This window comes from Kribbella sp. NPDC048915 (genome assembly GCF_040649595.1).
In the GTDB taxonomy this organism is placed as follows: Bacteria; Actinomycetota; Actinomycetes; order Propionibacteriales; family Kribbellaceae; genus Kribbella.
The window spans coordinates 54678-76119 of sequence record NZ_JBEZFT010000014.1 but is presented as its reverse complement, the minus strand read 5'-3'; the positions used below and the strand labels follow the sequence as shown (position 1 = coordinate 76119).

Annotated in this window: 20 protein-coding genes; 13 read left to right on the top strand and 7 right to left on the bottom strand. The window is 68.5% G+C overall.

Features of this window, described 5'->3' with window-relative positions; translation table 11 throughout:
* Nucleotides 1-76: 76 nt before the first annotated feature.
* The gene (gene uvrA, locus AB0B82_RS10735; protein ID WP_360164944.1) at nt 77-3115 is read left to right on the top strand and encodes an excinuclease ABC subunit UvrA; all 3039 of its coding nucleotides are present in this window, start codon (nt 77-79) and stop codon (nt 3113-3115) included.
* A 66-nt stretch (nt 3116-3181) separates the two neighbouring features.
* Here uvrA and AB0B82_RS10730 read toward each other — a convergent pair whose 3' ends face one another.
* Nucleotides 3182-4078, bottom strand: coding sequence for a hypothetical protein (locus AB0B82_RS10730; RefSeq protein ID WP_360164942.1), 897 nt, complete (start codon nt 4076-4078; stop codon nt 3182-3184).
* A 278-nt stretch (nt 4079-4356) separates the two neighbouring features.
* On the opposite strand from AB0B82_RS10730, the gene AB0B82_RS10725 reads away from it, so the two are divergent.
* Nucleotides 4357-4959: a Rieske (2Fe-2S) protein gene (locus tag AB0B82_RS10725; protein ID WP_360164940.1), complete on the top strand. Its 603-nt coding sequence runs from the start codon at nt 4357-4359 to the stop codon at nt 4957-4959.
* A gap of 62 nt (nt 4960-5021) precedes the next feature.
* On the opposite strand, the gene AB0B82_RS10720 is transcribed toward AB0B82_RS10725, so the two are convergent.
* Nucleotides 5022-6236 carry a S8 family peptidase gene (locus tag AB0B82_RS10720; RefSeq protein ID WP_360164938.1) on the bottom strand — a complete coding sequence of 405 codons (1215 nt, stop codon included), beginning with the start codon at nt 6234-6236 and terminating at the stop codon, nt 5022-5024.
* Nucleotides 6237-6396: 160 nt separating this feature from the next.
* Nucleotides 6397-6852 carry a DUF6194 family protein gene (locus AB0B82_RS10715; protein WP_360164936.1) on the bottom strand — a complete coding sequence of 152 codons (456 nt, stop codon included), beginning with the start codon at nt 6850-6852 and terminating at the stop codon, nt 6397-6399.
* Nucleotides 6853-6934: 82 nt separating this feature from the next.
* On the opposite strand from AB0B82_RS10715, the gene uvrC reads away from it, so the two are divergent.
* Genes uvrC through yvcK form a run of 3 tightly spaced genes read left to right on the top strand, consistent with a single transcriptional unit; the run spans nt 6935 to nt 10773 of the window.
* A complete protein-coding gene (uvrC, locus tag AB0B82_RS10710) occupies nt 6935-8962 on the top strand; it encodes an excinuclease ABC subunit UvrC (RefSeq protein ID WP_360164934.1) in 2028 nt (675 codons plus the stop codon).
* A gap of 6 nt (nt 8963-8968) precedes the next feature.
* Complete coding sequence (gene rapZ, locus AB0B82_RS10705; RefSeq protein WP_360164932.1) at nt 8969-9835, top strand: RNase adapter RapZ; 867 nt, start codon at nt 8969-8971, stop codon at nt 9833-9835.
* Complete coding sequence (gene yvcK, locus AB0B82_RS10700) at nt 9832-10773, top strand: uridine diphosphate-N-acetylglucosamine-binding protein YvcK (protein WP_360164930.1); 942 nt, start codon at nt 9832-9834, stop codon at nt 10771-10773. The genes rapZ and yvcK overlap by 4 nt, the downstream gene beginning before the upstream one ends.
* 9 nt (nt 10774-10782) lie before the next feature.
* Here the strand turns inward: yvcK and AB0B82_RS10695 are convergent, their stop codons facing one another.
* On the bottom strand, nt 10783-11751 hold the full coding sequence (locus AB0B82_RS10695) for a hypothetical protein (protein ID WP_360164928.1): 969 nt from the start codon (nt 11749-11751) through the stop codon (nt 10783-10785).
* A 135-nt stretch (nt 11752-11886) separates the two neighbouring features.
* Between AB0B82_RS10695 and AB0B82_RS10690 the strand changes: the two genes are divergently transcribed.
* A complete protein-coding gene (locus tag AB0B82_RS10690; RefSeq protein WP_360164926.1) occupies nt 11887-12204 on the top strand; it encodes a hypothetical protein in 318 nt (105 codons plus the stop codon).
* A 52-nt stretch (nt 12205-12256) separates the two neighbouring features.
* Here AB0B82_RS10690 and AB0B82_RS10685 read toward each other — a convergent pair whose 3' ends face one another.
* Nucleotides 12257-12481 carry a sigma factor-like helix-turn-helix DNA-binding protein gene (locus tag AB0B82_RS10685; RefSeq protein ID WP_360164924.1) on the bottom strand — a complete coding sequence of 75 codons (225 nt, stop codon included), beginning with the start codon at nt 12479-12481 and terminating at the stop codon, nt 12257-12259.
* 49 nt (nt 12482-12530) lie between these two features.
* On the bottom strand, nt 12531-12764 hold the full coding sequence (locus AB0B82_RS10680) for a sigma factor (RefSeq protein WP_360164922.1): 234 nt from the start codon (nt 12762-12764) through the stop codon (nt 12531-12533).
* A gap of 138 nt (nt 12765-12902) precedes the next feature.
* Between AB0B82_RS10680 and whiA the strand changes: the two genes are divergently transcribed.
* The 7 genes from whiA (at nt 12903) to AB0B82_RS10645 (ending at nt 19427) form a co-directional block, all read left to right on the top strand.
* Nucleotides 12903-13886 carry a DNA-binding protein WhiA gene (whiA, locus tag AB0B82_RS10675; RefSeq protein ID WP_167211148.1) on the top strand — a complete coding sequence of 328 codons (984 nt, stop codon included), beginning with the start codon at nt 12903-12905 and terminating at the stop codon, nt 13884-13886.
* A gap of 749 nt (nt 13887-14635) precedes the next feature.
* Nucleotides 14636-15640, top strand: coding sequence for a type I glyceraldehyde-3-phosphate dehydrogenase (gene gap / locus AB0B82_RS10670; protein ID WP_360164920.1), 1005 nt, complete (start codon nt 14636-14638; stop codon nt 15638-15640).
* Between the two features lie 88 nt (nt 15641-15728).
* On the top strand, nt 15729-16922 hold the full coding sequence (locus AB0B82_RS10665) for a phosphoglycerate kinase (RefSeq protein WP_360164918.1): 1194 nt from the start codon (nt 15729-15731) through the stop codon (nt 16920-16922).
* 5 nt (nt 16923-16927) lie between these two features.
* Nucleotides 16928-17734 carry a triose-phosphate isomerase gene (gene tpiA / locus AB0B82_RS10660; protein ID WP_360164916.1) on the top strand — a complete coding sequence of 269 codons (807 nt, stop codon included), beginning with the start codon at nt 16928-16930 and terminating at the stop codon, nt 17732-17734.
* Entirely contained in the window at nt 17731-17964 is a 234-nt protein-coding gene (gene secG / locus AB0B82_RS10655) for a preprotein translocase subunit SecG (protein WP_167211166.1), read from the top strand. Before tpiA ends, secG begins: the two co-directional genes overlap by 4 nt.
* A gap of 15 nt (nt 17965-17979) precedes the next feature.
* Nucleotides 17980-18339, top strand: a complete 360-nt coding sequence (locus AB0B82_RS10650; protein ID WP_360164914.1) for an RNA polymerase-binding protein RbpA — start codon at nt 17980-17982, stop codon at nt 18337-18339.
* Nucleotides 18340-18446: 107 nt separating this feature from the next.
* Nucleotides 18447-19427, top strand: a complete 981-nt coding sequence (locus AB0B82_RS10645) for an SMP-30/gluconolactonase/LRE family protein (protein WP_360164912.1) — start codon at nt 18447-18449, stop codon at nt 19425-19427.
* A gap of 5 nt (nt 19428-19432) precedes the next feature.
* Here the strand turns inward: AB0B82_RS10645 and AB0B82_RS10640 are convergent, their stop codons facing one another.
* A complete protein-coding gene (locus tag AB0B82_RS10640) occupies nt 19433-21280 on the bottom strand; it encodes a BCCT family transporter (RefSeq protein WP_360164910.1) in 1848 nt (615 codons plus the stop codon).
* Between the last annotated feature and the right edge of the window lie 162 nt (nt 21281-21442).

Genomic DNA, 21442 nt, shown 5'->3' with positions numbered 1-21442 from the left:
CGGTGGGCCTCGTTAGCATGGCCGAGCATGCCGGAGAACCACCCCGGACCCCTCGAGAACGGCTGAGAGTGAGCTAGTGTCTGACCGTCTGATCGTGCGCGGAGCGCGTGAGCACAACTTGAAGGACGTCTCGGTCGACCTGCCGCGGGACGCCATGATCGTCTTCACCGGCCTGTCCGGGTCGGGGAAGTCCAGCCTGGCCTTCGACACGATCTTCGCCGAGGGCCAGCGGCGGTACGTCGAGTCGCTGTCGGCGTATGCGCGGCAGTTCCTCGGCCAGATGGACAAACCGGACGTCGACTTCATCGAGGGTCTGTCGCCGGCCGTCTCGATCGACCAGAAGTCCACCTCGCGGAACCCGCGCTCCACGGTCGGCACGATCACCGAGGTGTACGACTACCTCCGGTTGCTGTTCGCCCGGGCCGGTCGGCCGCACTGTCCCGAGTGCGGTGAGCCGATTGCGCGACAGACGCCGCAGCAGATCGTCGACCGGGTGCTCGAGCTCGAGGAGGGCACCCGGTTCCAGGTGCTCGCGCCGGTCGTCCGCGGCCGCAAGGGGGAGTACGTCGACCTTTTCCGGCAGCTGACCGGCCAAGGGTTCTCGCGGGCGCGCGTCGACGGCGAGACGATCCAGCTGACCGACCCGCCGAAGCTCGACAAGCAGAAGAAGCACAGCATCGACGTGGTCGTCGACCGGCTCGCGGTCAAGGGGTCGGCCAAGCAGCGGCTGACCGACTCGATCGAGACCGCGCTCGGCCTGGCCAGCGGTCTGGTGGTGCTGGACTTCGTCGACCTCCCGGAGGACGACCCGCACCGCGAGCGCCGGTTCTCCGAGAAGCTCGCCTGCCCGAACGATCACCCCCTCGCCATCGACGAGCTCGAGCCGCGGTCGTTCTCCTTCAACTCGCCGTACGGCGCCTGCCCGGTGTGCACCGGTCTGGGCACCCGGATGGAGGTCGACCCGGAGCTGCTCGTCCCGGATCCGTCGAAGTCGCTCGACGAGGGCGCGATCCAGCCGTGGGCGGGGCAGAACGTCTCGCAGTACTTCGAGCGGCTGCTCGAGGCGCTGGCGAAGGACCTGAAGTTCAAGACCAGCACCCCGTTCGGCGAGCTTCCGGCGAAGGCGAAGAAGGCGCTGCTCACCGGGCACGACAAGCAGGTCCACGTCTCGTACAAGAACAGGTACGGTCGCGAGCGGTCGTACTACACGACCTTCGAGGGCGTGATCCCGTACGTCGAGCGCCGGCACGCGGAGGCGTCCAGCGACACCGGGCGGGAGCGCTTCGAGGAGTACATGCGCGAGGTGCCGTGTCTGGCCTGTAACGGCGCACGGCTGAAGCCGATCTCGCTCGCGGTCACCCTGGGCGGGAAGAACATCGCCGAGATCAGCGCGATGTCGATCGACGAGGTGCACGACTTCCTGCTCGGGATGGAGCTGACGCCGCGGGAGAAGCAGATCGCCGAGCGGGTGATCAAGGAGATCGGCGAGCGGCTGCGGTTCCTGCTCGACGTCGGTCTGGACTACCTCGCGCTCAGTCGTCCGGCCGGTTCGCTGTCCGGTGGTGAAGCGCAGCGGATCCGGCTCGCGACGCAGATCGGTTCCGGCCTGGTCGGCGTGCTCTATGTGCTCGACGAGCCGTCCATCGGCCTGCACCAGCGCGACAACCGGCGGCTGATCGACACGCTGGTCCGGCTCAAGGAGCTCGGCAACACGCTGATCGTCGTCGAGCACGACGAGGACACCATCGACCACGCGGACTGGGTCGTCGACATCGGCCCGGGCGCCGGTGAGCACGGCGGCCAGGTGGTCGTGTCCGGCACCGTCGAGGACCTGAAGAGCCACCCGGACTCGATCACCGGCGCGTATGTGTCGGGCCGGCGGGAGATCCCGATCCCGGAGGTGCGGCGGCCACTCACCGAGGGTCGCGAGCTGACTGTGTACGGCGCCCGGCAGAACAACCTGAAGGACCTCGACGTGACCATCCCGCTGGGGGTGTTCGTCGCGGTCACCGGGGTGTCCGGCTCGGGCAAGTCGACGTTGGTGAACGACATTCTCTACACGTCGCTCGCCCGGCAGATCTACGGCGCCCGCGCGGTGCCGGGGCGGCACACGAAGATCTCCGGGATGGAGTTGGTCGACAAGGTCATCCACGTCGACCAGTCGCCGATCGGCCGGACGCCGCGGTCCAACCCGGCGACGTACACCGGCGTCTGGGACCACATCCGCAAGCTGTTCGCGGAGACGCCCGAGGCGAAGGTTCGTGGATACCAGCAGGGCCGGTTCTCGTTCAACGTCAAGGGTGGTCGGTGCGAGGCGTGCTCCGGTGACGGCACGCTGAAGATCGAGATGAACTTCCTCCCGGACGTCTACGTCCCGTGCGAGGTGTGCCACGGCGCGCGGTACAACCGCGAGACGCTCGAGGTGCACTACAAGGGCAAGACCGTGGCGGACGTGCTGGACATGCCGATCGAGGAGGCCGCCGAGTTCTTCGCGGCGATTCCGGCGATCTCGCGGCACCTGAAGACGCTGGTCGAGGTCGGCCTCGGGTACGTGCGACTCGGTCAGCCGGCGCCGACGCTGTCCGGTGGTGAGGCGCAGCGCGTGAAGCTGGCGTCCGAGCTGCAGCGTCGGTCGACGGGCCGGACGGTGTACGTGCTGGACGAGCCGACCACGGGTCTGCACTTCGAGGACATCCGCAAGCTGCTCGGCGTGCTCAGCGGCCTGGTGGACAAGGGCAACTCGGTGCTGGTGATCGAGCACAACCTCGATGTCATCAAGACCGCCGACTGGATCATCGACCTCGGTCCGGACGGTGGACGTCGCGGCGGCACGCTGGTCGCGGAGGGTACGCCGGAGCAGGTCGCGGCCAACCCCGCGTCGTACACGGGACAGTTCCTCGCCGAGATCCTCGAAGGCCGCGCCGCCAAGCCGAGTGCCAAGAAGGCGGCGGCCAAGACGGTCAAGTCAGCGCCCGCGAAGAAGGCCACGGCGAAGAAGACCGCCGCGGCGACAGGCACGAAGACCACGACCACGAAGACCACGACCACGAAGAAGGCGGCAGGCACGAAGGCACCGGCCAAGAAGACAACGGCCCGCAAGCGCGTCGCCGGCTGACCAACCAAACCGACCGGCCGCCCGCAACAGACCGGCCGCCCGCAGGCGGGCGGCCGGCTTGCCAGGTCAGCGGCGGAACAGTTGGTGCCAGAGGTGGCGTAGCCAGGTTCGGCGCGGGGTGGGAAGGAGCGCCGCCGGGAGCATCACGGTCGGGGGTTGGGCGAGCGTGACCGGGACCTGGACCATGCGGTCGCCCTGGAGCCAGTACAGGTCGGGACTGCACTGATCCGGCGCGTCGCGATAGGCGTCGGCGACGTACTGCGCCAGCCGATTCGCGACCTGCTGACCCGCGTCGGCGGCGCAGTAGGCGACAGTGCTCAACCTCGGTACGCCGATCAGTACGCCCAACCCGACCGCAGCTTCAGGCAGCAGGTTCTCGCGGTCGACGATCGCCATCGACACCAGTGGGTCGTCCTTGCGGGAGAGCACCGAGAAGCCGTCGTACTCGACCGGCCGCAGATCTGCGATGTGCTCCAGCGTCAACCGGACCGGCGACGGCGCATCCGGGTCCGCGAGCCCGAGCATCGAGCGGCGAACCGTGGTCAGCCGCCGGTAATCCGTACCGGTGCCGATCACCACCACGATCTCGAAGTGATCGCCGAACGGAATCATCGCGTCGGACACCGGCCCGGCCGTCCGCGCCGACCAGCCGCGCTGCCGGAGCATCGCCCGTTGCCGTACGGCGACGTCGCCGAAGCGGTGCTCCTCGGTCGCGAGTTCACCTTCCGCGACGACGGCGTGCAGCCAGGCCTCGATCCGCTCCGCCCACAGGTGCTGGGGAAGGTGCCGGCACCGGTCGATGATCTCGCCGAGTCCGACGACCGCCGACATCTGCAGCGCGCCACGACCCCACCCGACCTCGACCGTGCGGTCCGCGGTGTCGACGACGCACCCGGGCAGCCACAACGGCGCGAGATCCGCGATCGCCTTCAGCACCGTCGAGTCGTTCGTCGTACCGGTCATCTCCAGGACTCTCCCACCCCTAGAGTGTGCCGGGCCACTGGTCGGCGCGTCCCGGGTGCCCCCTGCGTCCTTGGTCACTCCGCACCCGACCTTCAAGCCGCACTTCAAGCCGCTTCAACCCGCTTCAACCCGCACTCCAGCCGCACGTCGAGCCGAACCGGTCGCACCGCAAGTCAGAACTTGGGTCCGGTTCGGTTGAACCGTTCGGGTGATCCGGTCGTTTGAACCCATGTGTAGCGTTCAACTACTCGACGAGCGGGCTCTGGAGGTCCAGATTCATGAGCGATGACACGATGGCTGCGGCTGCCTACGGCGCCGCCGGCAGTGCTGCCGACGGGGTTACCGGGGGAGCTGCGGAGCGCGCCGCCGACGGCGGCTTGCGCGATCGGCGGGCGGTGCTGCGCTGCGCGGCGATGGTCGCGCTCGCCGGTGCCGGGGCGCCGCTCCTCGCGGCCTGTGGCGGCAGCGACGAGGCCGGCGGTGGCACGTCCGGAAGCAGCTCCGCGCCGGGTACGTCGAGTGCACCGTCCTCAACTGCGCCGTCCTCGAGCGCACCGTCGTCCAGCGCGCCGGCCTCCAGCGCGCCCGCGGGTGGATCGGTTCTCGGGCCGGCCTCCGACGTACCGGTGGGCGGCGGCAAGGTGTTCACCGACGCCAAGGTGGTCGTGACGCAGCCGACCGCGGGGCAGTACAAGGGTTTCTCGGCGGTGTGCACGCACCAGGGCAACCCGATCGGCTCGGTGGAGGGCGGTCAGATCGTCTGCCCGTTCCACAACAGCCACTTCAGCATCACCGACGGCAGCCCGGTCAGCGGGCCGGCGCAGTCGCCGTTGCCGGCGGTGAACGTCAAGGTCGAAGGCGGCAACATCGTCGAGGCCTGACCGACGACGGGGGAAGACCCGGCCACCGGGGTGAGGATTCCGGTGGCCGGGCCTTTGGCGCGTCAGGACTGGTCGGCCGCCCCGACGTACAGCAGCTTGTTCGGCGAGCCCTCGCCCGGGTCGCCGACCTTGTCGGCCGTCGATCCGTCGACCAGCGCCGCGGCCACGTCGGCCGGCATCGCGTCCGGGTGGTCGGCCAGGTACAGCGCTGCGGCGCCCGCGACATGCGGTGACGCCATCGACGTACCGCTCATCGTGGCGGTGGAGTCCGGGTCGGTGATGCCGACCGAGGTGATGTCCACGCCCGGCGCGAACAGGTCGACGCAGGTGCCGAAGTTCGAGAACTGCGCGCGCCGGTCGGCGTCGTCGGTGGCACCGACCGTGATCGCCGCGGGCTCCCGGGCCGGCGAGCTCTGGCAGGCGTCGGCGCTTTCGTTGCCAGCGGCAACGGCATAGGTGACGCCGGAGTCGACCGAGGCCTTGACCGCCGCGTCGAGGGCGTCGTCGGCGCCGCCGCCGAGGCTCATGTTGGCGACCGCGGGCTTCTGGGCGTTCTTCGTCACCCAATCGATGCCGGCCACAACGGACTCGGTCGTCCCGGAGCCCTGGCAGTCGAGCACCCGGACGCCGATCACCTTCGCGCGCTTGGCCAGGCCGTACGTCGATCCCGCGATGGTGCCGGCCACGTGACTGCCGTGCCCCGCGCAGTCGACGCCGTTCTGGCCGTCGCCGACGGTGTCGGTGCCGACCGACGCGCGGTCGCCGAAGTCACTGTGGGCGGCGTAGATCCCGGTGTCGATCACGTAGACGTTGACGTTGTCGGCCGTCGTCGAGGGCTCGTACTTCTTGTCCAGCGGCAGTTCGCGCTGGTCGGTGCGGTCCAGACCCCACGGCGGGTCGTCCTGGCTGACGGTGATCTTCTGGTTCTGCTGGACGAACGCGACGCGCTCGTCGCCGGCCAGCTTCTGCGCCTGCTGCTCGGTCATTGCGGCCGAGAAGCCTTTGATCGACGAGTCGAACTGCTTGCCGACCTTGACGTCGTACGTCGTGGCCAGGCTCTGGTTGGCGGCCCGGGTCTGGGCGCGCGAGTTCTGGCCGGCCAGGACGACGATGTAACTGCCGGGGATCGCGTTCGCGCTGCCGGCGCCGCGAATGCTCACCGGCGCGTGCTGCGACGCCTCACTGCCGGCCGCGGTGACGGCGACGCCGGTGACGGCGAGCGCCGACGCGGCCACGGCGCCGAGAACGGCGCGTGGCCTGCGAAGGAATGGGGACATGGGCGGTACTCCCTCGAGTCAGCGCAAGGCCTTGTTGCCTCACGCAAAGGACCTGCTCATCTACCCTGGGTCACACCTGGCTCACACGGTAGGGAGTCCGCCCATCCCAGCCTGGGGTCAACTTCGGCTTATGGGGCAAGCCGCAACAGGACCGCAATCTTCAGCTGGTTTGGCGAGCCTGGTGGTTGGAGAACTTGCGCTCCGCGAACCGGTACGCCTCGTCGATCAGCGGCAGCAGCCGGTCCAGACCGGTCGGGTCGACGATCGCGACCCAGTGCTGACTGGCGTAGAACGGATGCGGCATCAAGGTGTTCCGGGCCGCGTAGTCGTGACCGGAGTCGAGCACCCAGTCGGTGTCGCGCTCGGTCGGCACCGCGCCGAACAGGCCGGTGTACGTCGCCTTGGTGAGGGCGACGTTGAGTCGCCAGGATCCGGTCTCGTCGAGCCGGGACACCTTCTCGTAGTGGTCACCGGTGACGATGGTGGCAAACGGCTGTTGCCGTTCGGGCGGCAGGTCGGCGGCCGGGTCGTACAGATAGAAGAGGTCGCCCTGGCCTTCCAGCACCCGGACGCCGTCGTAGCCGCGCAAGGTCCGATCGAAGTCGTCGTAATTCATACCTTCAAGTGTGTCATTGAACCTGTAGTAGAAACTTTGTCGCGATTCCGGATTTGTCGGCAGACCGAACTAGGGTGGTTGCGTGGCTGACCCGTCCTCCTACCGTCCCGCTCCTGGATCGATCCCCGACTCGCCCGGTGTCTACCGCTTCAGTGACTCCAGCGGGCGGGTGATCTACGTCGGCAAGGCGAAGAACCTGCGCGCCCGGTTGTCGTCGTACTTCCAGGATCTGGTGAACCTGCATCCGCGCACGCAGGCGATGGTGACGACGGCCTCGAAGGTCGAGTGGACGGTGGTCGGCAGCGAGGTCGAGTCGCTGCAGCTGGAGTACTCCTGGATCAAGGAGTACGACCCGCGCTTCAACGTCAAGTACCGCGACGACAAGTCGTACCCATGGCTCGCGATCACCCTCAACGAGGAGTATCCGCGGGTGATGGTCGGCCGCGGTCAGAAGAAGAAGGGCGTGCGGTACTTCGGTCCGTACAGTCACGCCTGGGCGATCCGCGAGACCGTCGACCTGCTGCTGCGGGTGTTCCCGATGCGCTCCTGCAGCAAGGGCGTGTTCAACCGGCACCGTCAGATCGGGCGGCCCTGCCTGCTCGGATACATCGGCAAGTGCGCCGCACCGTGCACGGGACAGGTCAGCCAGGAAGAGCATCGGCAGATCGTCGACGACTTCACCGCGTTCCTGTCCGGCCAGACCGCGACGTACGTGCGCCGGCTGCAGAAGGAGATGCAGGCCGCGGCCGCCGAGCTGGAGTACGAGCGGGCCGCGAAGATCCGCGACGACCTGGCTGCGCTCGAGAAGGCCCTGGCGAAGAACGCGGTCGTCCTCGGCGACGGTACCGACACCGACGTGATCGCGCTGAGCGAGGATCCGCTCGAGGTCGCGGTCCAGATCTTCTACGTCCGCGGCGGCCGGATCCGCGGTGAGCGCGGCTGGATCGCCGACAAGGCCGACGGTACGGCGACCACGGCCGACCTGGTCTCGCAGTTCATCCAGCAGACGTACGCCGGGGACTCCGGCGACGCCATCCCGCGCGAGATCCTGGTGCCGACGATGCCCGAAGACGCCGAGGCACTGACCGCGTGGCTCGAGGAGTTGCGCGGCGCGCGGGTCTCGATCCGGGTTCCGCAGCGCGGTGACAAGAAGGCGCTGATGGAGACTGTCGAGCGGAACGCCCTGCAGACGCTCACCATGCACAAGACCAAGCGCGCCAGCGACCTGACCACGCGCAACCAGGCACTGGAGGAGATCCAGGCAGCGCTCGACCTGCCCGAGGCCCCGCTGCGGCTGGAGTGCTACGACGTCTCGAACCTGCAGGGCACCGAGGTGGTCGCCTCGATGGTTGTCTTCGAGGACGGCCTGCCGCGCAAGAGCGAGTACCGGCGGTTCGTGATCAAGGGCGTCGACGGGCAGAACGACGTCGCCTCGATCGCCGAGGTGCTGACCCGGCGGTTCAAGCGGTTGCTGGACGAGCGCGCCACGATGGCCAGTGCCGAGACCGACCCGAACGGGACCCTGATCGACCCCGAGACCGGGCGGGCGAAGAAGTTCTCGTACGCGCCCGGCCTGGTCGTCGTCGACGGCGGTCCGCCGCAGGTGGCCGCGGCCCGCCAGGCGATGGACGAGCTCGGGCTCGGCGACATCCCGGTGTGCGGTCTGGCCAAGCGTCTGGAGGAGGTCTGGCTGCCCGACGAGGAGGATCCGGTGATCTTCTCCCGGACCTCCGAGGGGCTGTACCTGCTGCAGCGGCTGCGCGACGAGGCACACCGGTTCGCGATCACGCACCACCGCAACCGCCGGTCGAAGTCGATGGTCGAGAGCACCCTCGACGAGGTCCCGGGACTGGGCGAGGTGCGCCGCAAGACGTTGCTGCGGCACTTCGGATCGTTGAAGAAACTGCGCGCGGCGACGGTCGACGAGGTCGCGGACCTGCCCGGTTTCGGGCCCCGGCTGGCCGAATCCGTCGTACTCGCGGTGCACGCCGCCGCCACGAAGGCCGACGCCGGCCGGGCGCCGTCGGTGAACATGGCGACAGGCGAGATACTGGGCGACGACGTCCCGGAGCTTGCCGGGGCGCCCGACGGGGATGCAGGGGAGAACTGAGAACTGATGGACGACACCGACGGCAACCTGATCATCGTGTCCGGGATGTCCGGCGCGGGACGAAGCTCGGTCGCCGACGTCCTGGAGGACCTCGGCTGGTTCGTCGTGGACAACCTGCCGCCGATGTTCCTGACCACCATCGTCGAGCAGGTCGTCGGCACCGGTGCGGCACCGCGGCTGGCGGTCGTGGTCGACGTCCGGACCGGGCTGTTCTTCGAGGAACTCAGCTCCGCGATCCACGATCTGCGGCTGAAGGGGTACCGGCCGCTGACCTTGTTCCTGGAGGCGTCCGACGACGTGATCGTGCGCCGGCAGGAGAGCGTCCGCCGGCCGCATCCGCTGCAGGGCGAGGGCCGGCTGCTCGACGGCATCCAGCGCGAACGCGAACTGCTCGGCGACATCCGGGCCGGCGCCGACCTGGTGATCGACACCTCGAACCTGAACATCCACCAGTTGGCCGCGAAGATCGTGAACGCGTTCGGCGACGAGGAGAACGCCGAACTCCGCGCCACTGTGGTGTCGTTCGGGTTCAAGTACGGCATCCCGGTGGACGCCGACGTGGTCGCTGACATGCGCTTCATCCCGAACCCGTACTGGCAGCCCGACCTGCGTCCGATGACCGGGCAGGACCAGCCTGTGTCAGACTTCGTCCTCGGTCATCCGCTGGCCCAGCAGTTCCTGCAGAACTACGTGGACGTGCTGGACACCCTGCGGACCGGCTACCTGAACGAGGGCAAGCGCTTCGTCACCGTCGCGATCGGCTGCACCGGGGGTAAGCACCGCAGCGTCGCGATGGCCGAGGAGATCGCCCGAAGGCTGCGCGAGAAGGGGTCACCGACGTTGGTCGTGCACCGTGACTTGGGGCGTGAGTGACGAGATCCTCGAGAGTCGTCGCGTTGGGCGGAGGACACGGCCTGGCCGCGTCTCTGTCCGCGCTGCGTCATGTCACCGATCAGCTGACCGCGGTCGTCACGGTCGCGGACAACGGCGGTTCCTCGGGGCGGCTGCGCCAGGAGCTCGGGGTGCTGCCGCCGGGTGACCTGCGGATGGCGCTGGCCGCGTTGTGCCGCGACGACGAGTGGGGCCGTACCTGGGCCGACGTCCTGCAGCATCGCTTCCGGAGCAACGGTGAGCTGCACGACCACGCCGTCGGGAACCTGCTGATCGTCGCGCTGTGGGAGTTGCTCGGTGAGGCCGTCGACGGACTCGACTGGGTGGCCCGGCTGCTCGGTGCGCAGGGCCGCGTGCTGCCGATGTCCGCCGTACCGCTCGACATCAAGGCCCGCGTGCTCGGGCTGGACCCGACGCACCCGGAGGTCATCACCGAGATCCGTGGTCAGGCCGAAGTGGCTTCCACCGAAGGGCATGTGGTCGATGTCGCGCTCGACCCGGCCGACCCGCCCGCGTGTCCTGAGGCTCTGGTGGCTGTCGAGGAAGCGGACTGGGTCGTGGTCGGGCCGGGCTCCTGGTTCACCTCCGTGATCCCGAACCTGCTCGTGCCCGAGCTGTGCCGCGCGCTCGAGCAGACCAGCGCGCGCCGGCTGCTGACGCTGAACCTCGGCGAGCAGAAGGGGGAGACCGACGGGTTCTCACCCGAGACGCATCTGGAGGTGCTGGCCGGTCACGCGCCGGACCTGCGCATCGACGTCGTGCTCGCGGATGTCGGTCATGTGCCCGACCCCGAGTCGCTTCGCCGTACGGCGCGCGCTCTCGGGGCCGAGCTGGTGATCGCCGACGTCGCCGACGACGACCGCGACCTGCACCACGCTCCCGACAAACTCGCGAAGGTCTACCGCGAGATCTTCGGGTAGCGCCCGGGGTCAGCTGGCGTCGACGTCGTGCTTGGCGTCGTACACCTGCTTGCCCTGGGCGTTGAAGCCGCGGATCCGGACGTTCTTGATGTCGGAGTTGCCGCCGGTGAGTCCCCAGATGAAGTAGCCGTTGGAGACCAGCGCCGGCACCGGACCGGTCGGCAGGTCGACGATGACTTGCGCGACACCGTCCGGCACCTGGCCCCACTCCATGCCGATCCCGAACTTCCCGTTCGCCGGCACCGCGGCCCGGGCGTAGTCGTACGAGTCGGCCTTGGTGTACATGTGGCACCACATCACGACGTTGTCGCCGGGGGAGACCAGCAGCGCGGTCAAGTCGATCCCGGTTCCGGTCTTCAGGACCACCTTCCAGTCGGCGGAGATCTTGCCGGCGTCGTAGGTCCGGGAGTCCTGACCGACCTGTGGTCCGCCGTTCTTGAAGTACGCCTCGTCGGGCTTCTTGCACCGCGTCCGGATCGCGTCGTCGCTCAACGGGCTGACCGGTGGCTTCGGCAGCAACGCCCGGCCGGTCGCCGGGTCCTTCGTCAGCACGACCTCAGGGGTGATCGGTTCCGGGACGTCGATCTTCCGGTCCGCGGGCACGCTCTTCTGCTTCGGCAGCTCGGGTGGCTGGTACTTCCATTCGTAGATCCGCCGGCCGTCCGCGTCGTACCCGCGGACGCGTTGCACGGTCGGCTCGGGCGGACGGGTCCGGCCCTTGGCGTCCGGCGTCGGCAGCCGGTACTCCGCCCAGTTGGGATATCCGAGGCTGAAGAAGCCGCCGGTGCCGACCAGGGCCTGTCGCGGCGATTGCTCGCCGGCCAAGTCCACCAGGATTCGAGCGACGCCGGACACCGGGAGCTGGACGTTGCTCGCGACCGACTGTGGCTGCTTCTCGGCTGCTCCGCTGGGATCCTTGGCGAAGCCCTGCGTCGTGCTGTAGCGGCCGTTCGTCTTGGGCTTGTCCGCACCTTCCATTGTGCAGGTGGAGACGATCGATCGGGTGCCAGGAACAGTGCCTGCAGCCGTTGCTGGTCGCCGCTCTTCACGACCACCTTCCACCGGCCGTCGATCGCGCCCGCGGTGTCGAACGCGTTGGCCCCGCGTTCCTTCATGGCCTCGACGTACTCGACGTCGTACGGCCGGCAGCGACGCAGCACTTCGGCGTCCGACAGCGGGCTGACCGCGGGGGGTGCCGCGGCGACGTGCCCGGTCTCGTTGTCGACGACGCGGCCGGTGGTCGGGTCGACCGTGATGCCCGGGTCGCCGGCCGGAGCGATGCTCTCGCTGCGGTTGGCGGACCAGGTGGTGACACCCGCGATGATCACGCCGGTGGTGAGGACGGCGGTCGAGAGCGTCGCGATGCGGCTCCTGCGGGCCGAGCGCCGAGCGCGGACGAGCACCTCGTCGACGTCGGTGGTGAGTGGCTGATCGGTGTCGTCGGCCGCGGTTGCCAGCAGCCGTTCGATGTCCCGGTCGAGGGTCACGAGGCGCTCCTTTCGTTCTGGTCGAGGAGTTCGCGCAACCGGGTCAGGCCGCGCGAGGTCTGGCTCTTCACACCGCCGACCCCGATACCGAGGATGTCGGCGGTCTGTTCGAGGCTGAGGTCGGCGTAGTGCCGCAGGACCACGCAGGCCCGTTGGCTCGGTGGCAGCGCTGCGAGCACCGTCGACGACCAGCATCCGGTCGTCGACGGTGCCGATCGCATCGGCGGGATACGCGGGTGGGTCGTCGGCGTCGACCAGCCGTTCGCGGCGTCACGGCCGCCTGGCCTGATCGAACACCGCGGTGACCAGGCACTTCTGCGCGTACCCGTTCAGCCCTTGGGTGCGGTCGATCCGGTGCCAGCGGCGGTACACCTTCACCAGCGCGTCCTGGGCCGCGTCCTCCGCCCGGTGCCAGTCGCCGCACATCAGGTACGCCGTTCTGCGCAGCCGGCGGATCGAGTTCGCCGCGAACTCGGTGAACTCGGCTTCGTCGGGAGCCTTCATGCCCCTCCTCTCAGGATGTCGCCGGGGTAACGCAGCCCGTACCGCGGAAGGTTGCAGCGCCCGTCACTGCCGTAACCGGGGGATTGCCCACCCGTTGGTGATCCAAGGGTCTTTGACACGGGTGGGAGGATGCTTTCTATGGCGATGACAGCACAGGTGAAGTCCGAGCTGACCAGTATTCAGGTGACGAAACCGTGTTGCCGCAAGGCCGAGGTCTCGTCGATCCTGCGGTTCGCCGGGGGACTGCATCTGGTGTCCGGGCGGATCGTCGTCGAGGCCGAACTGGACAGCGGAGCGGCGGCACGGCGGCTGCGCAAGGACATCGCCGAGATCTTCGGGCACCCGTCGGACGTGGTGGTGATCTCCCCGTCCGGGATCCGCAAGCAGACGAAGTACGTCGTTCGCGTCGTCCGTGACGGTGACGCGCTCGCGCGCCAGACCGGCCTGGTGGACAACCGCGGCCGTCCGGTCCGCGGGCTGCCGCCGGCGGTCGTGTCCGGGGCGTCCTGCGATGCGGTGGCGGCCTGGCGCGGTGCGTTCCTGGCCCACGGCTCGCTGACCGAGCCCGGCCGGTCGTCCTCGCTCGAGGTGACCTGCCCAGGGCCGGAGGCGGCGCTCGCGCTGGTCGGTGCGGCCCGGCGGCTCGGCATCGGCTCGAAGGCCCGCGAGGTGCGCAACGTCGACCGCGTGGTGATCCGCGACGGCGACGCGATCGGCGCGCTGCTGACCCGGCTCGGTGCGCACGAGTCGGTGCTGGCGTGGGAGGAGCGCCGGATGCGCCGCGAGGTGCGCGCGACGGCGAACCGGCTGGCGAACTTCGACGACGCGAACCTGCGCCGCTCCGCCCGGGCCGCGGTAGCCGCCGGGGCGCGCGTCGAGCGGGCGCTCGAGATCCTCGGCGACGACGTACCGGACCACCTGCAGGTGGCCGGCAAGCTGCGGCTGGAGCACAAGCAGGCCAGCCTCGAGGAGCTCGGCCAGCTGCACGAACCGGCCCTCACCAAGGACGCCGTGGCCGGCCGGATCCGCCGCCTGCTCGCGATGGCCGACAAGCGCGCCGCCGACCTCGGCATCCCGAACACCGAAGCCAACCTGACCCCGGAAATGCTCGACCCGGCCTGACCGGGATCGCATCCGCGGCGGTGCCCTTGCCCAGGCGGTGATGACCTTGCCGAGGCGGTGATGACCTTGCCGAGGCGGGGCTGACCTTACACAGGGCATTGCTTGTGGAAGGTCACCTTGGCTTGGTGCAGGTCGACCACGTCTGTGGAACGTCACCAGGTGGCGTGGAAGGTGACCTGGTGGCGCGGGGGTGACCTTGCACGGACAACGGTGACTTCGCACGGACAACGGTGACTTCGCACGGACAACGGTGGCCGTGCACAGGCGCCGGTGACCTTGCACAGGGCATTGCCTGTGGGAGGTCGACCGTGCCTGGTGGAAGGTGACCTGCTGGTGTGGAAGGTGACCTTGCACGGACAACGGTGACTTCGCACACGCGCCGGTGATCTAGCGCAGGCGGGGGTGACCTTGCACAGGGCATTGCCTGGGGGAGGTCGACCGCGTCTGTGGAAGGTGACCTGCTGGTGTGGAAGGTGACCGGGTGGTGTGTGTGTGTGTGTGTGTGTGGGCGACCGGCGGTGTGGAAGGTGGCCTGGTTACTGGTGGCTGGCGGCTGATCAGCGGGCGGGGTTTTCCGGAGGGAGGTTTCGGAAGGGCATCGTTCTGCGTACCAGCAAGTGGTCTGGTCTGGAGGCGTGAAAAATTACCGGTGGTCTCATCTGGACGCTACCAGTTGGTCGAGTGGGCTCTTGGGTTAGTGTTCGACCTGTAGCGGCAACGCAAAGCCAGTTCAGAGGAGACGTAGTCCCGTGACCGTACGCGTAGGTATCAACGGCTTCGGCCGCATCGGCCGTAACTTCTTCCGCGCCGTGCAGGCGTCCGGTGCCGACATCGAGGTCGTCGCCGTCAACGACCTGACCGACAACCAGACTCTTGCGCACCTGCTGAAGTACGACTCGATCCTGGGCCCGTACCCGGGTGAGGTCTCGGCGACCGAGGACGACATCACCGTCGCCGGTCACACCTTCAAGGCGTTCGCCGAGCGCGACCCGGCCAACCTCAAGTGGTCCGACGTCGGCGCCGACGTCGTGATCGAGTCCACGGGCTTCTTCACCGACGCCACCAAGGCCAAGACGCACGCCGACAACGGCGCCAAGAAGGTCATCATCTCCGCCCCGGCGAAGAACGAGGACCTGACCGTGGTGATGGGCATCAACCACGAGCTGTACGACGCGGACAAGCACACCGTGATCTCGAACGCGTCCTGCACCACGAACTGCCTGGCCCCGCTGGCGAAGGTGCTGCACGACGCGTTCACGATCGAAAAGGGTCTGATGACCACGATCCACGCGTACACCCAGGACCAGAACCTGCAGGACGGCCCGCACAAGGACCTGCGCCGCGCCCGCGCCGCCGCGCTGAACGTGGTGCCGACCTCGACCGGTGCCGCGAAGGCGATCGGCCTGGTGCTGCCGGAGCTGAACGGCAAGCTGGACGGTTACTCGCTGCGCGTCCCGGTGCCGACCGGCTCGATCACCGACCTGACCGTCGACGTCTCCCGTGAGGTCAGCGTCGACGAGGTGAACGAGGCCTACCGCGCCGCCGCCGAGGGGCCGTTCAAGGGCATCCTGCGCTACAGCGAGGACCCGATCGTGTCCTCGGACATCGTCACCGACCCGGCGTCCTGCATCTACGACGCGCCGATCACCAAGGTCATCGGCAACCAGGTCAAGGTGTACGGCTGGTACGACAACGAGTGGGGCTACTCGAACCGCCTCGTCGACCTGGTCAAGCACATCGGCGCCTCGCTCTGACCGAGGTCCGCTGCAGTCCACCTGCTTGCGCCCGGAGAGCCCTGGTGTTCTTTCGGGCGCAAGCTCGTTCACCCGAGGAAGCTGAACTGTGAAGACCATTGAAGACCTCGGCGACCTGGCCGGTCAGCGGGTGCTGGTCCGCTCCGACCTGAACGTGCCGATCAAGGACGAGGTGATCGGCGACGACGGCCGCATCCGGGCCTCGCTGCCGACGCTGATCAAGCTCGCGAAGGCCGGCGCGAAGGTGATCGTGACCGCGCACCTCGGCCGTCCGAAGGGCGAGCCGAAGCCGGAGTTCACGCTGGCCCCGGTGGCCAAGCGGCTCGGCGAGCTGCTCCGGCCCGAGGGCATCACCGTGCACTTCGCCACCGACGTCACCGGTGACGCGGCGCAGTCCGCCGTACAGGATCTGGACGAGGGTGAGGTCCTGCTGCTCGAGAACGTGCGGTACGACCCGCGCGAGGAGAGCAAGGACGAGTCCGAGCGTGCTGCGCTGGCCGACGAGCTGGCTGCACTCGCGGACGTGTTCGTCAGCGACGGTTTCGGTGTCGTGCACCGCAAGCAGGCCAGTGTGTACGACGTGGCGCGCAAGCTGCCGCACGCGGCCGGCGGTCTGGTGCTCGCCGAGGTCGACGTACTCAAGAAGCTCACCGAGGACCCGGCCCGCCCGTACGTCGTCGTCCTCGGCGGCGCCAAGGTGTCGGACAAGCTCGCGGTGATCGACAACCTGATCGCCAAGGCCGACAAGTTGCTGATCGGCGGCGGGATGGTCTTCACGTTCCTCAAGGCGCAGGGCCACGAGGTCGGCAAGAGCCTCCTCGAGGAGGACCAGCTGGACATCGTCCGCGGCTACCTGAAGGACACCGGCGAGAAGATCGTGCTGCCGACCGACATCGTGGTCGCGCCCGAGTTCAAGGCCGACTCCCCGGCCACCGTGGTCGCGGCCGACGCGATCCCCGCCGACCAGCTCGGGCTGGACATCGGCCCGGAGTCCGGCAAGGCGTTCGCGACCGCGATCGCCGACGCGAAGACAGTCTTCTGGAACGGCCCGATGGGTGTCTTCGAGATGGCGGCCTTCGCCGGCGGAACCAAGGCCGTCGCGCAGGCGTTGACCGAGGTGGACGGCCTGAGCGTCGTCGGCGGCGGTGACTCCGCGGCCGCCGTCCGGCAGCTAGGCTTCGCCGACGACGCGTTCGGCCACATCTCCACCGGTGGCGGCGCGTCGCTGGAATACCTGGAGGGCAAGGAGCTCCCGGGTCTCGCGGTACTGGAAGAGGACTGACACTCATGGCAGATGCTGCCCGTACGCCGCTGATGGCGGGCAACTGGAAAATGAACCTCAACCACGTCGAGGCCGTGCACCTGCTGCAGAAGCTGTCGTGGACGCTGCAGGACAAGAAGCACGACTTCGACCGGGTCGAGGTGGCGGTGCTGCCGCCGTTCACCGACATCCGCAGCGTGCAGACGCTCGTCGACGGTGACCGGATGAAGATCAAGTACGGCGCCCAGGACGTGTCCAAGCATGACGCCGGCGCGTACACCGGCGAGATCTCGGCGTCGATGCTCACCAAGCTCGGCTGCACCTACGTGCTGACCGGGCACTCCGAGCGCCGGCAGTACCACCACGAGACCGACGAGCTCGTCAACGCCAAGACCGCGAAGGCGCTCGAGGCCGGGCTGACCCCGATCATGTGCGTCGGCGAGGGGCTGGAGATCCGCAAGGCGAACGGTCATGTCGAACACTGCCTCGGGCAGGTCGACGCCGGACTGGCCGGCCTGAAGCAGGACGACGTCCGCAAGGTCGTCATCGCGTACGAGCCGGTCTGGGCGATCGGCACCGGCGAGGTGGCCACGCCGGAGGACGCGCAGGAGGTCATCGCGGCGATCCGGGCCCGGATCGAGGAGACCGTTTCACCCTCGGTCGCCGACTCGGTACGGATTCTTTACGGTGGATCGGTGAAGATGGCCAGCGCAGGTGGCATCATGGCCCAACCGGATGTCGACGGCTGCCTGGTCGGAGGCGCGAGCCTTCAGGTGGACGAGTTCGCCGGTATCTGCCGTTACCTGGACCTTCAGTTAGGCTACTCCTCGTGATTCTCGCATTCTCGATCATCGTGATCGTCTGCAGCCTGTTCCTGACGCTGCTCGTGCTGCTGCACAAGGGCCGCGGTGGCGGTCTGTCGGATCTGTTCGGTGGCGGTGTGTCGTCCAGCCTGGGCGGCTCGTCGGTCGCCGAGCGCAACCTGGACCGGATCACCATCGGTGTCGGGCTGATCTGGTTCGCCGCCATCGTCGCGCTCGGCCTGCTCTACAAGCTCGGCTGAGGGGAGTAGGTTCCCGTGGCTGGTGGTGGCAGTGCGATTCGTGGCAGCCGGGTGGGCGCCGGACCGATGGGCGAGGCGGAGCGCGGTGACACCGCGCCCCGGCAGCGCATCGTGTTCTTCTGCGCGAACGGGCACGAGACCGCGACCTGGTTCGCCGTCGACGCGTCCATCCCGGAGGAGTGGGACTGTCCCCGGTGCGGTCTCCCGACCAGCACCGATGTGAACAACCCGCCCCCGCCTCCGAAGATCGAGCCCTACAAGACGCACCTGGCCTATGTGAAGGAGCGCCGCTCCGAGCAGGAGGCCCAGGAGATCCTCGACGAGGCCCTCGAGCGCCTGCGCGCCCGTCGCGCCCGCGGCGAGGTCATCTTCTAGCGACAGCCCGGACAGCCCGGACCGATTTCTGTCGGCCCGGGCTGTTGCGCTTCCCGGTGCCGGCACCGGGTGTAGCAGGATGGCTGCGGCGCGCTAGGGTCGGCGGCATGAAGTCGTCGATCGCACCGGTTCGCTGGACTCCGCCGCCGACGCCGCCGGCCCGCACGCCGACGGCGATCGCGGTCGATGTCGTCATGATGCCGGGCAAGGGCCCTGAGGACACGTTGATCGACTCCGACGGCAGCGTCCTCACCGGGCTGTACGACGGCCGCATCCTGCGCGTGAGCGCCGACGGCCGGACGATCAGCACGCTCGCGGACACCGGCGGCCGGCCGCTCGGCCTCGAGTGGCTGCCGGACGGCAAGGTGCTGATCTGCGACGCGAACCGAGGTCTGCTGACGCTGGACCGGGACCACCGGATCTCGACGCTGCTGACCGAGATCGACGGCCGCCCGATGCGGTTCTGCAACAACGCGGACGTCACCGAGGACGGCACGATCTACTTCACCGACTCGTCGACCCGGTTCGGGATCGACGAGTGGATGGCCGACCTCCTCGAACACAGCACGACCGGCAGCGTGTACCGCCGTACCCCGGACGGTGCGGTGACGCGACTGGCGACCGGGCGCGCCTTCCCGAACGGCGTCGCGCTCAGTGCGGACCGCGGTACGTTGTTCTGGGCCGAGACCGGGACGTACGGGCTGTACAAGCTCGACCTGACCGTCGACGGCGCCGAGCCGGTGCAGATCGCCACGATCCCGGGGCTTCCGGACAACATCGCCCGCGGGTCCGACGGGCTGATCTGGGTGGCGGTCGGGTCGCCGCGCAACGCCGTACTCGATGTTCTGCTGCCCCGGCATCCGGCGCTGCGCAAGGTGGTGTGGGCGCTGCCGGAGGCGCTGAAGCCGAAGGCGGCCGACGTCATCGAGATCCAGGCGTACGACGAGTCGGGGCGCCTGGTCCACGACCTGCGTGGCAAGCACCCCGACTTCCACATGCCGACCGGTGTGCGCGAGCGGGACGGGAGGGTGTGGCTGGGGAGCATCGGTACCAGTTCCTTGGCCACGTTCCCTACGCCGTCCCGCTAGCGGGCCTAGTCCTGCGGCCGCGGCTTGGGTCGCGGTTTCGGTTGCGGTTTCGGTTGCGGTACGGCGTCCTGCGGTTGCGGTGACTCGGGTACGGCAGTTCCGGCGGTGCCGCCGTTGCCGCTTCCGTTGCCGTTGCCGTCTCCGTTGCCGGTGCCGTTGCAGACGACGAGGGCGAAGTCGTCGCCGTGCTGGGAGACGCCTTCGATGACCGCCGCCTCGACCGCCTCCGAGCCGATCTCGCGACGCAGCATCAACGGGTCCGTCCGCAGATCCTTCGCCAGCGCGACGGCCAGGCCGATCATGACGACCGCGAACGGCAGTGCCGCGACGATCGTGACGTTCTGCAGGCCTTGCAAGGCATCACCGCCCTTGCCGGCCACCAGCGTCACCGCCGCGACCGCACCGGTCAGCACACCCCAGAAGATCACCAGCGGCTTCTTCGGTTCGATCGCACCGTGTTCGGACAGCGTGCCCATCACGATCGACGCGGCGTCCGCACCGGACACGAAGAAGATCGCGACCAGGACGACGACGATCACCGTGGTGATCGCGCTGAGCGGGATCTGGTCGAGCATGCCGAACAGCTGACCCTCGGTCGTCGACGCGCCCGCAATGTCGGTACCGCCGCGCTGGATGTCGATCGCCGTACCGCCGAAGATGCAGAACCACAGCAGGCTGACCAGCGACGGCACCAGGAGGACACCGGTCACGAACTGCCGGATCGTGCGGCCACGGCTGATCCGCGCGATGAACATCCCGACGAACGGCGTCCACGAGATCCACCAGGCCCAGTAGAAGACCGTCCAGCCGGACAGCCACTTCGCCATCGCGTCGCCGCCGCTCGCCTCGGTCCGCGCGGCCATCTCGGCCAGATCGCGGAAGTAGTCGCCGACCGCGGTCGGGACCAGGTTGAGGATCAGCACCGTCGGGCCGACGACGAACACGAACACCGCGAGGACGACGGCCAGCACCATGTTGATGTTCGACAGCCATTGGATGCCCTTGGCAACGCCGGACACCGCCGACGCGACGAACGCCGCGGTCAGCACCGCGATGATGCCGACCAGGACGCCGTTGCCGGTGTTGTCCATCCAGCCGAGGATCTGGACGCCGGACCCGATCTGCAGCGCGCCGAGTCCGAGCGACGCGGCCGACCCGAACAGCGTCGCGAAGATCGCCAAGCTGTCGATGACCTTGCCGATCGGTCCCTCGGTACGGCGACCGAGCAACGGAGCGAACGCCGCGCTGATGAGCTGCGACCGCCCGCGCCGGAACGTCCCGTACGCGATCGCGATGCCGACGACGGCGTAGATCGCCCACGGGTGCAGCGTCCAGTGGAACAGCGTGGTTGCCATCGCGGTCTCGAGGGCCTGCGGCGACCCGCCCTCGACAGTGCCGGGCGGGGGACTGGTGAAGTGCGAGAGCGGCTCGCTCACGCCGAAGAACATCAGTCCGATGCCCATTCCGGCGCTGAACATCATCGCGACCCACGACACGGTCTTGAACTCGGGTTCCTCGTCGTCCCGGCCGAGCGGGATCCGCCCGTAGCGTCCGGCGGCCAGCCAGATCACGTAGACGACGAAGGCGGAGGCCAGCAGGACGAACAGCCAGCCGGTGTTCTGTTCGACCCATCCGAGGGCCGAGGTCGACGCTGTGCCGAGACCGGCGGTGTCGACGATGCCCCAGGCGACGAAGGCCAGGGCGACGACCGCACTGACCCCGAAGGTGATGCGGTCGAGCCCGGAGCCGCGACTTCGGCTGCCGGGCGGGGGTGGACTTGCGATTGCGGGATGTGCTGCGTGCTCTGGTGCTGCGTGGTTGGTGTCTGTTGGGCTGTCGAAATCGATGGCCACAGGTACGTCACGCCTCGCTTCGGCGCGCCTCCGTTCTGTCACATGGGGGAAAGTGTCCTCCGACCGTGTCGAAGATCGTGGCAAAACGCAACAATCGTGGTCTCGGACACACCGCCGATGGCACATCGTTACCCTGCGCCACATCAGGTGTGCGCAACCCTC

Excerpts from the sequence above, each read along its gene's own strand:
- AB0B82_RS10730 (WP_360164942.1), bottom strand. The coding sequence starts at position 4,078 with ATGACCGGTACGACGAACGACTCGACGGTGCTGAAGGCGATCGCGGAT.
- AB0B82_RS10725 (WP_360164940.1), top strand. The coding sequence starts at position 4,357 with ATGAGCGATGACACGATGGCTGCGGCTGCCTACGGCGCCGCCGGCAGT.
- AB0B82_RS10720 (WP_360164938.1), bottom strand. The coding sequence starts at position 6,236 with ATGTCCCCATTCCTTCGCAGGCCACGCGCCGTTCTCGGCGCCGTGGCC.
- AB0B82_RS10715 (WP_360164936.1), bottom strand. The coding sequence starts at position 6,852 with ATGAATTACGACGACTTCGATCGGACCTTGCGCGGCTACGACGGCGTC.
- rapZ (WP_360164932.1), top strand. The coding sequence starts at position 8,969 with ATGGACGACACCGACGGCAACCTGATCATCGTGTCCGGGATGTCCGGC.
- AB0B82_RS10695 (WP_360164928.1), bottom strand. The coding sequence starts at position 11,751 with ATGGAAGGTGCGGACAAGCCCAAGACGAACGGCCGCTACAGCACGACG.
- AB0B82_RS10690 (WP_360164926.1), top strand. The coding sequence starts at position 11,887 with ATGGCCTCGACGTACTCGACGTCGTACGGCCGGCAGCGACGCAGCACT.
- AB0B82_RS10685 (WP_360164924.1), bottom strand. The coding sequence starts at position 12,481 with ATGCGATCGGCACCGTCGACGACCGGATGCTGGTCGTCGACGGTGCTC.
- AB0B82_RS10680 (WP_360164922.1), bottom strand. The coding sequence starts at position 12,764 with ATGAAGGCTCCCGACGAAGCCGAGTTCACCGAGTTCGCGGCGAACTCG.
- whiA (WP_167211148.1), top strand. The coding sequence starts at position 12,903 with ATGGCGATGACAGCACAGGTGAAGTCCGAGCTGACCAGTATTCAGGTG.
- tpiA (WP_360164916.1), top strand. The coding sequence starts at position 16,928 with ATGGCAGATGCTGCCCGTACGCCGCTGATGGCGGGCAACTGGAAAATG.
- AB0B82_RS10645 (WP_360164912.1), top strand. The coding sequence starts at position 18,447 with ATGAAGTCGTCGATCGCACCGGTTCGCTGGACTCCGCCGCCGACGCCG.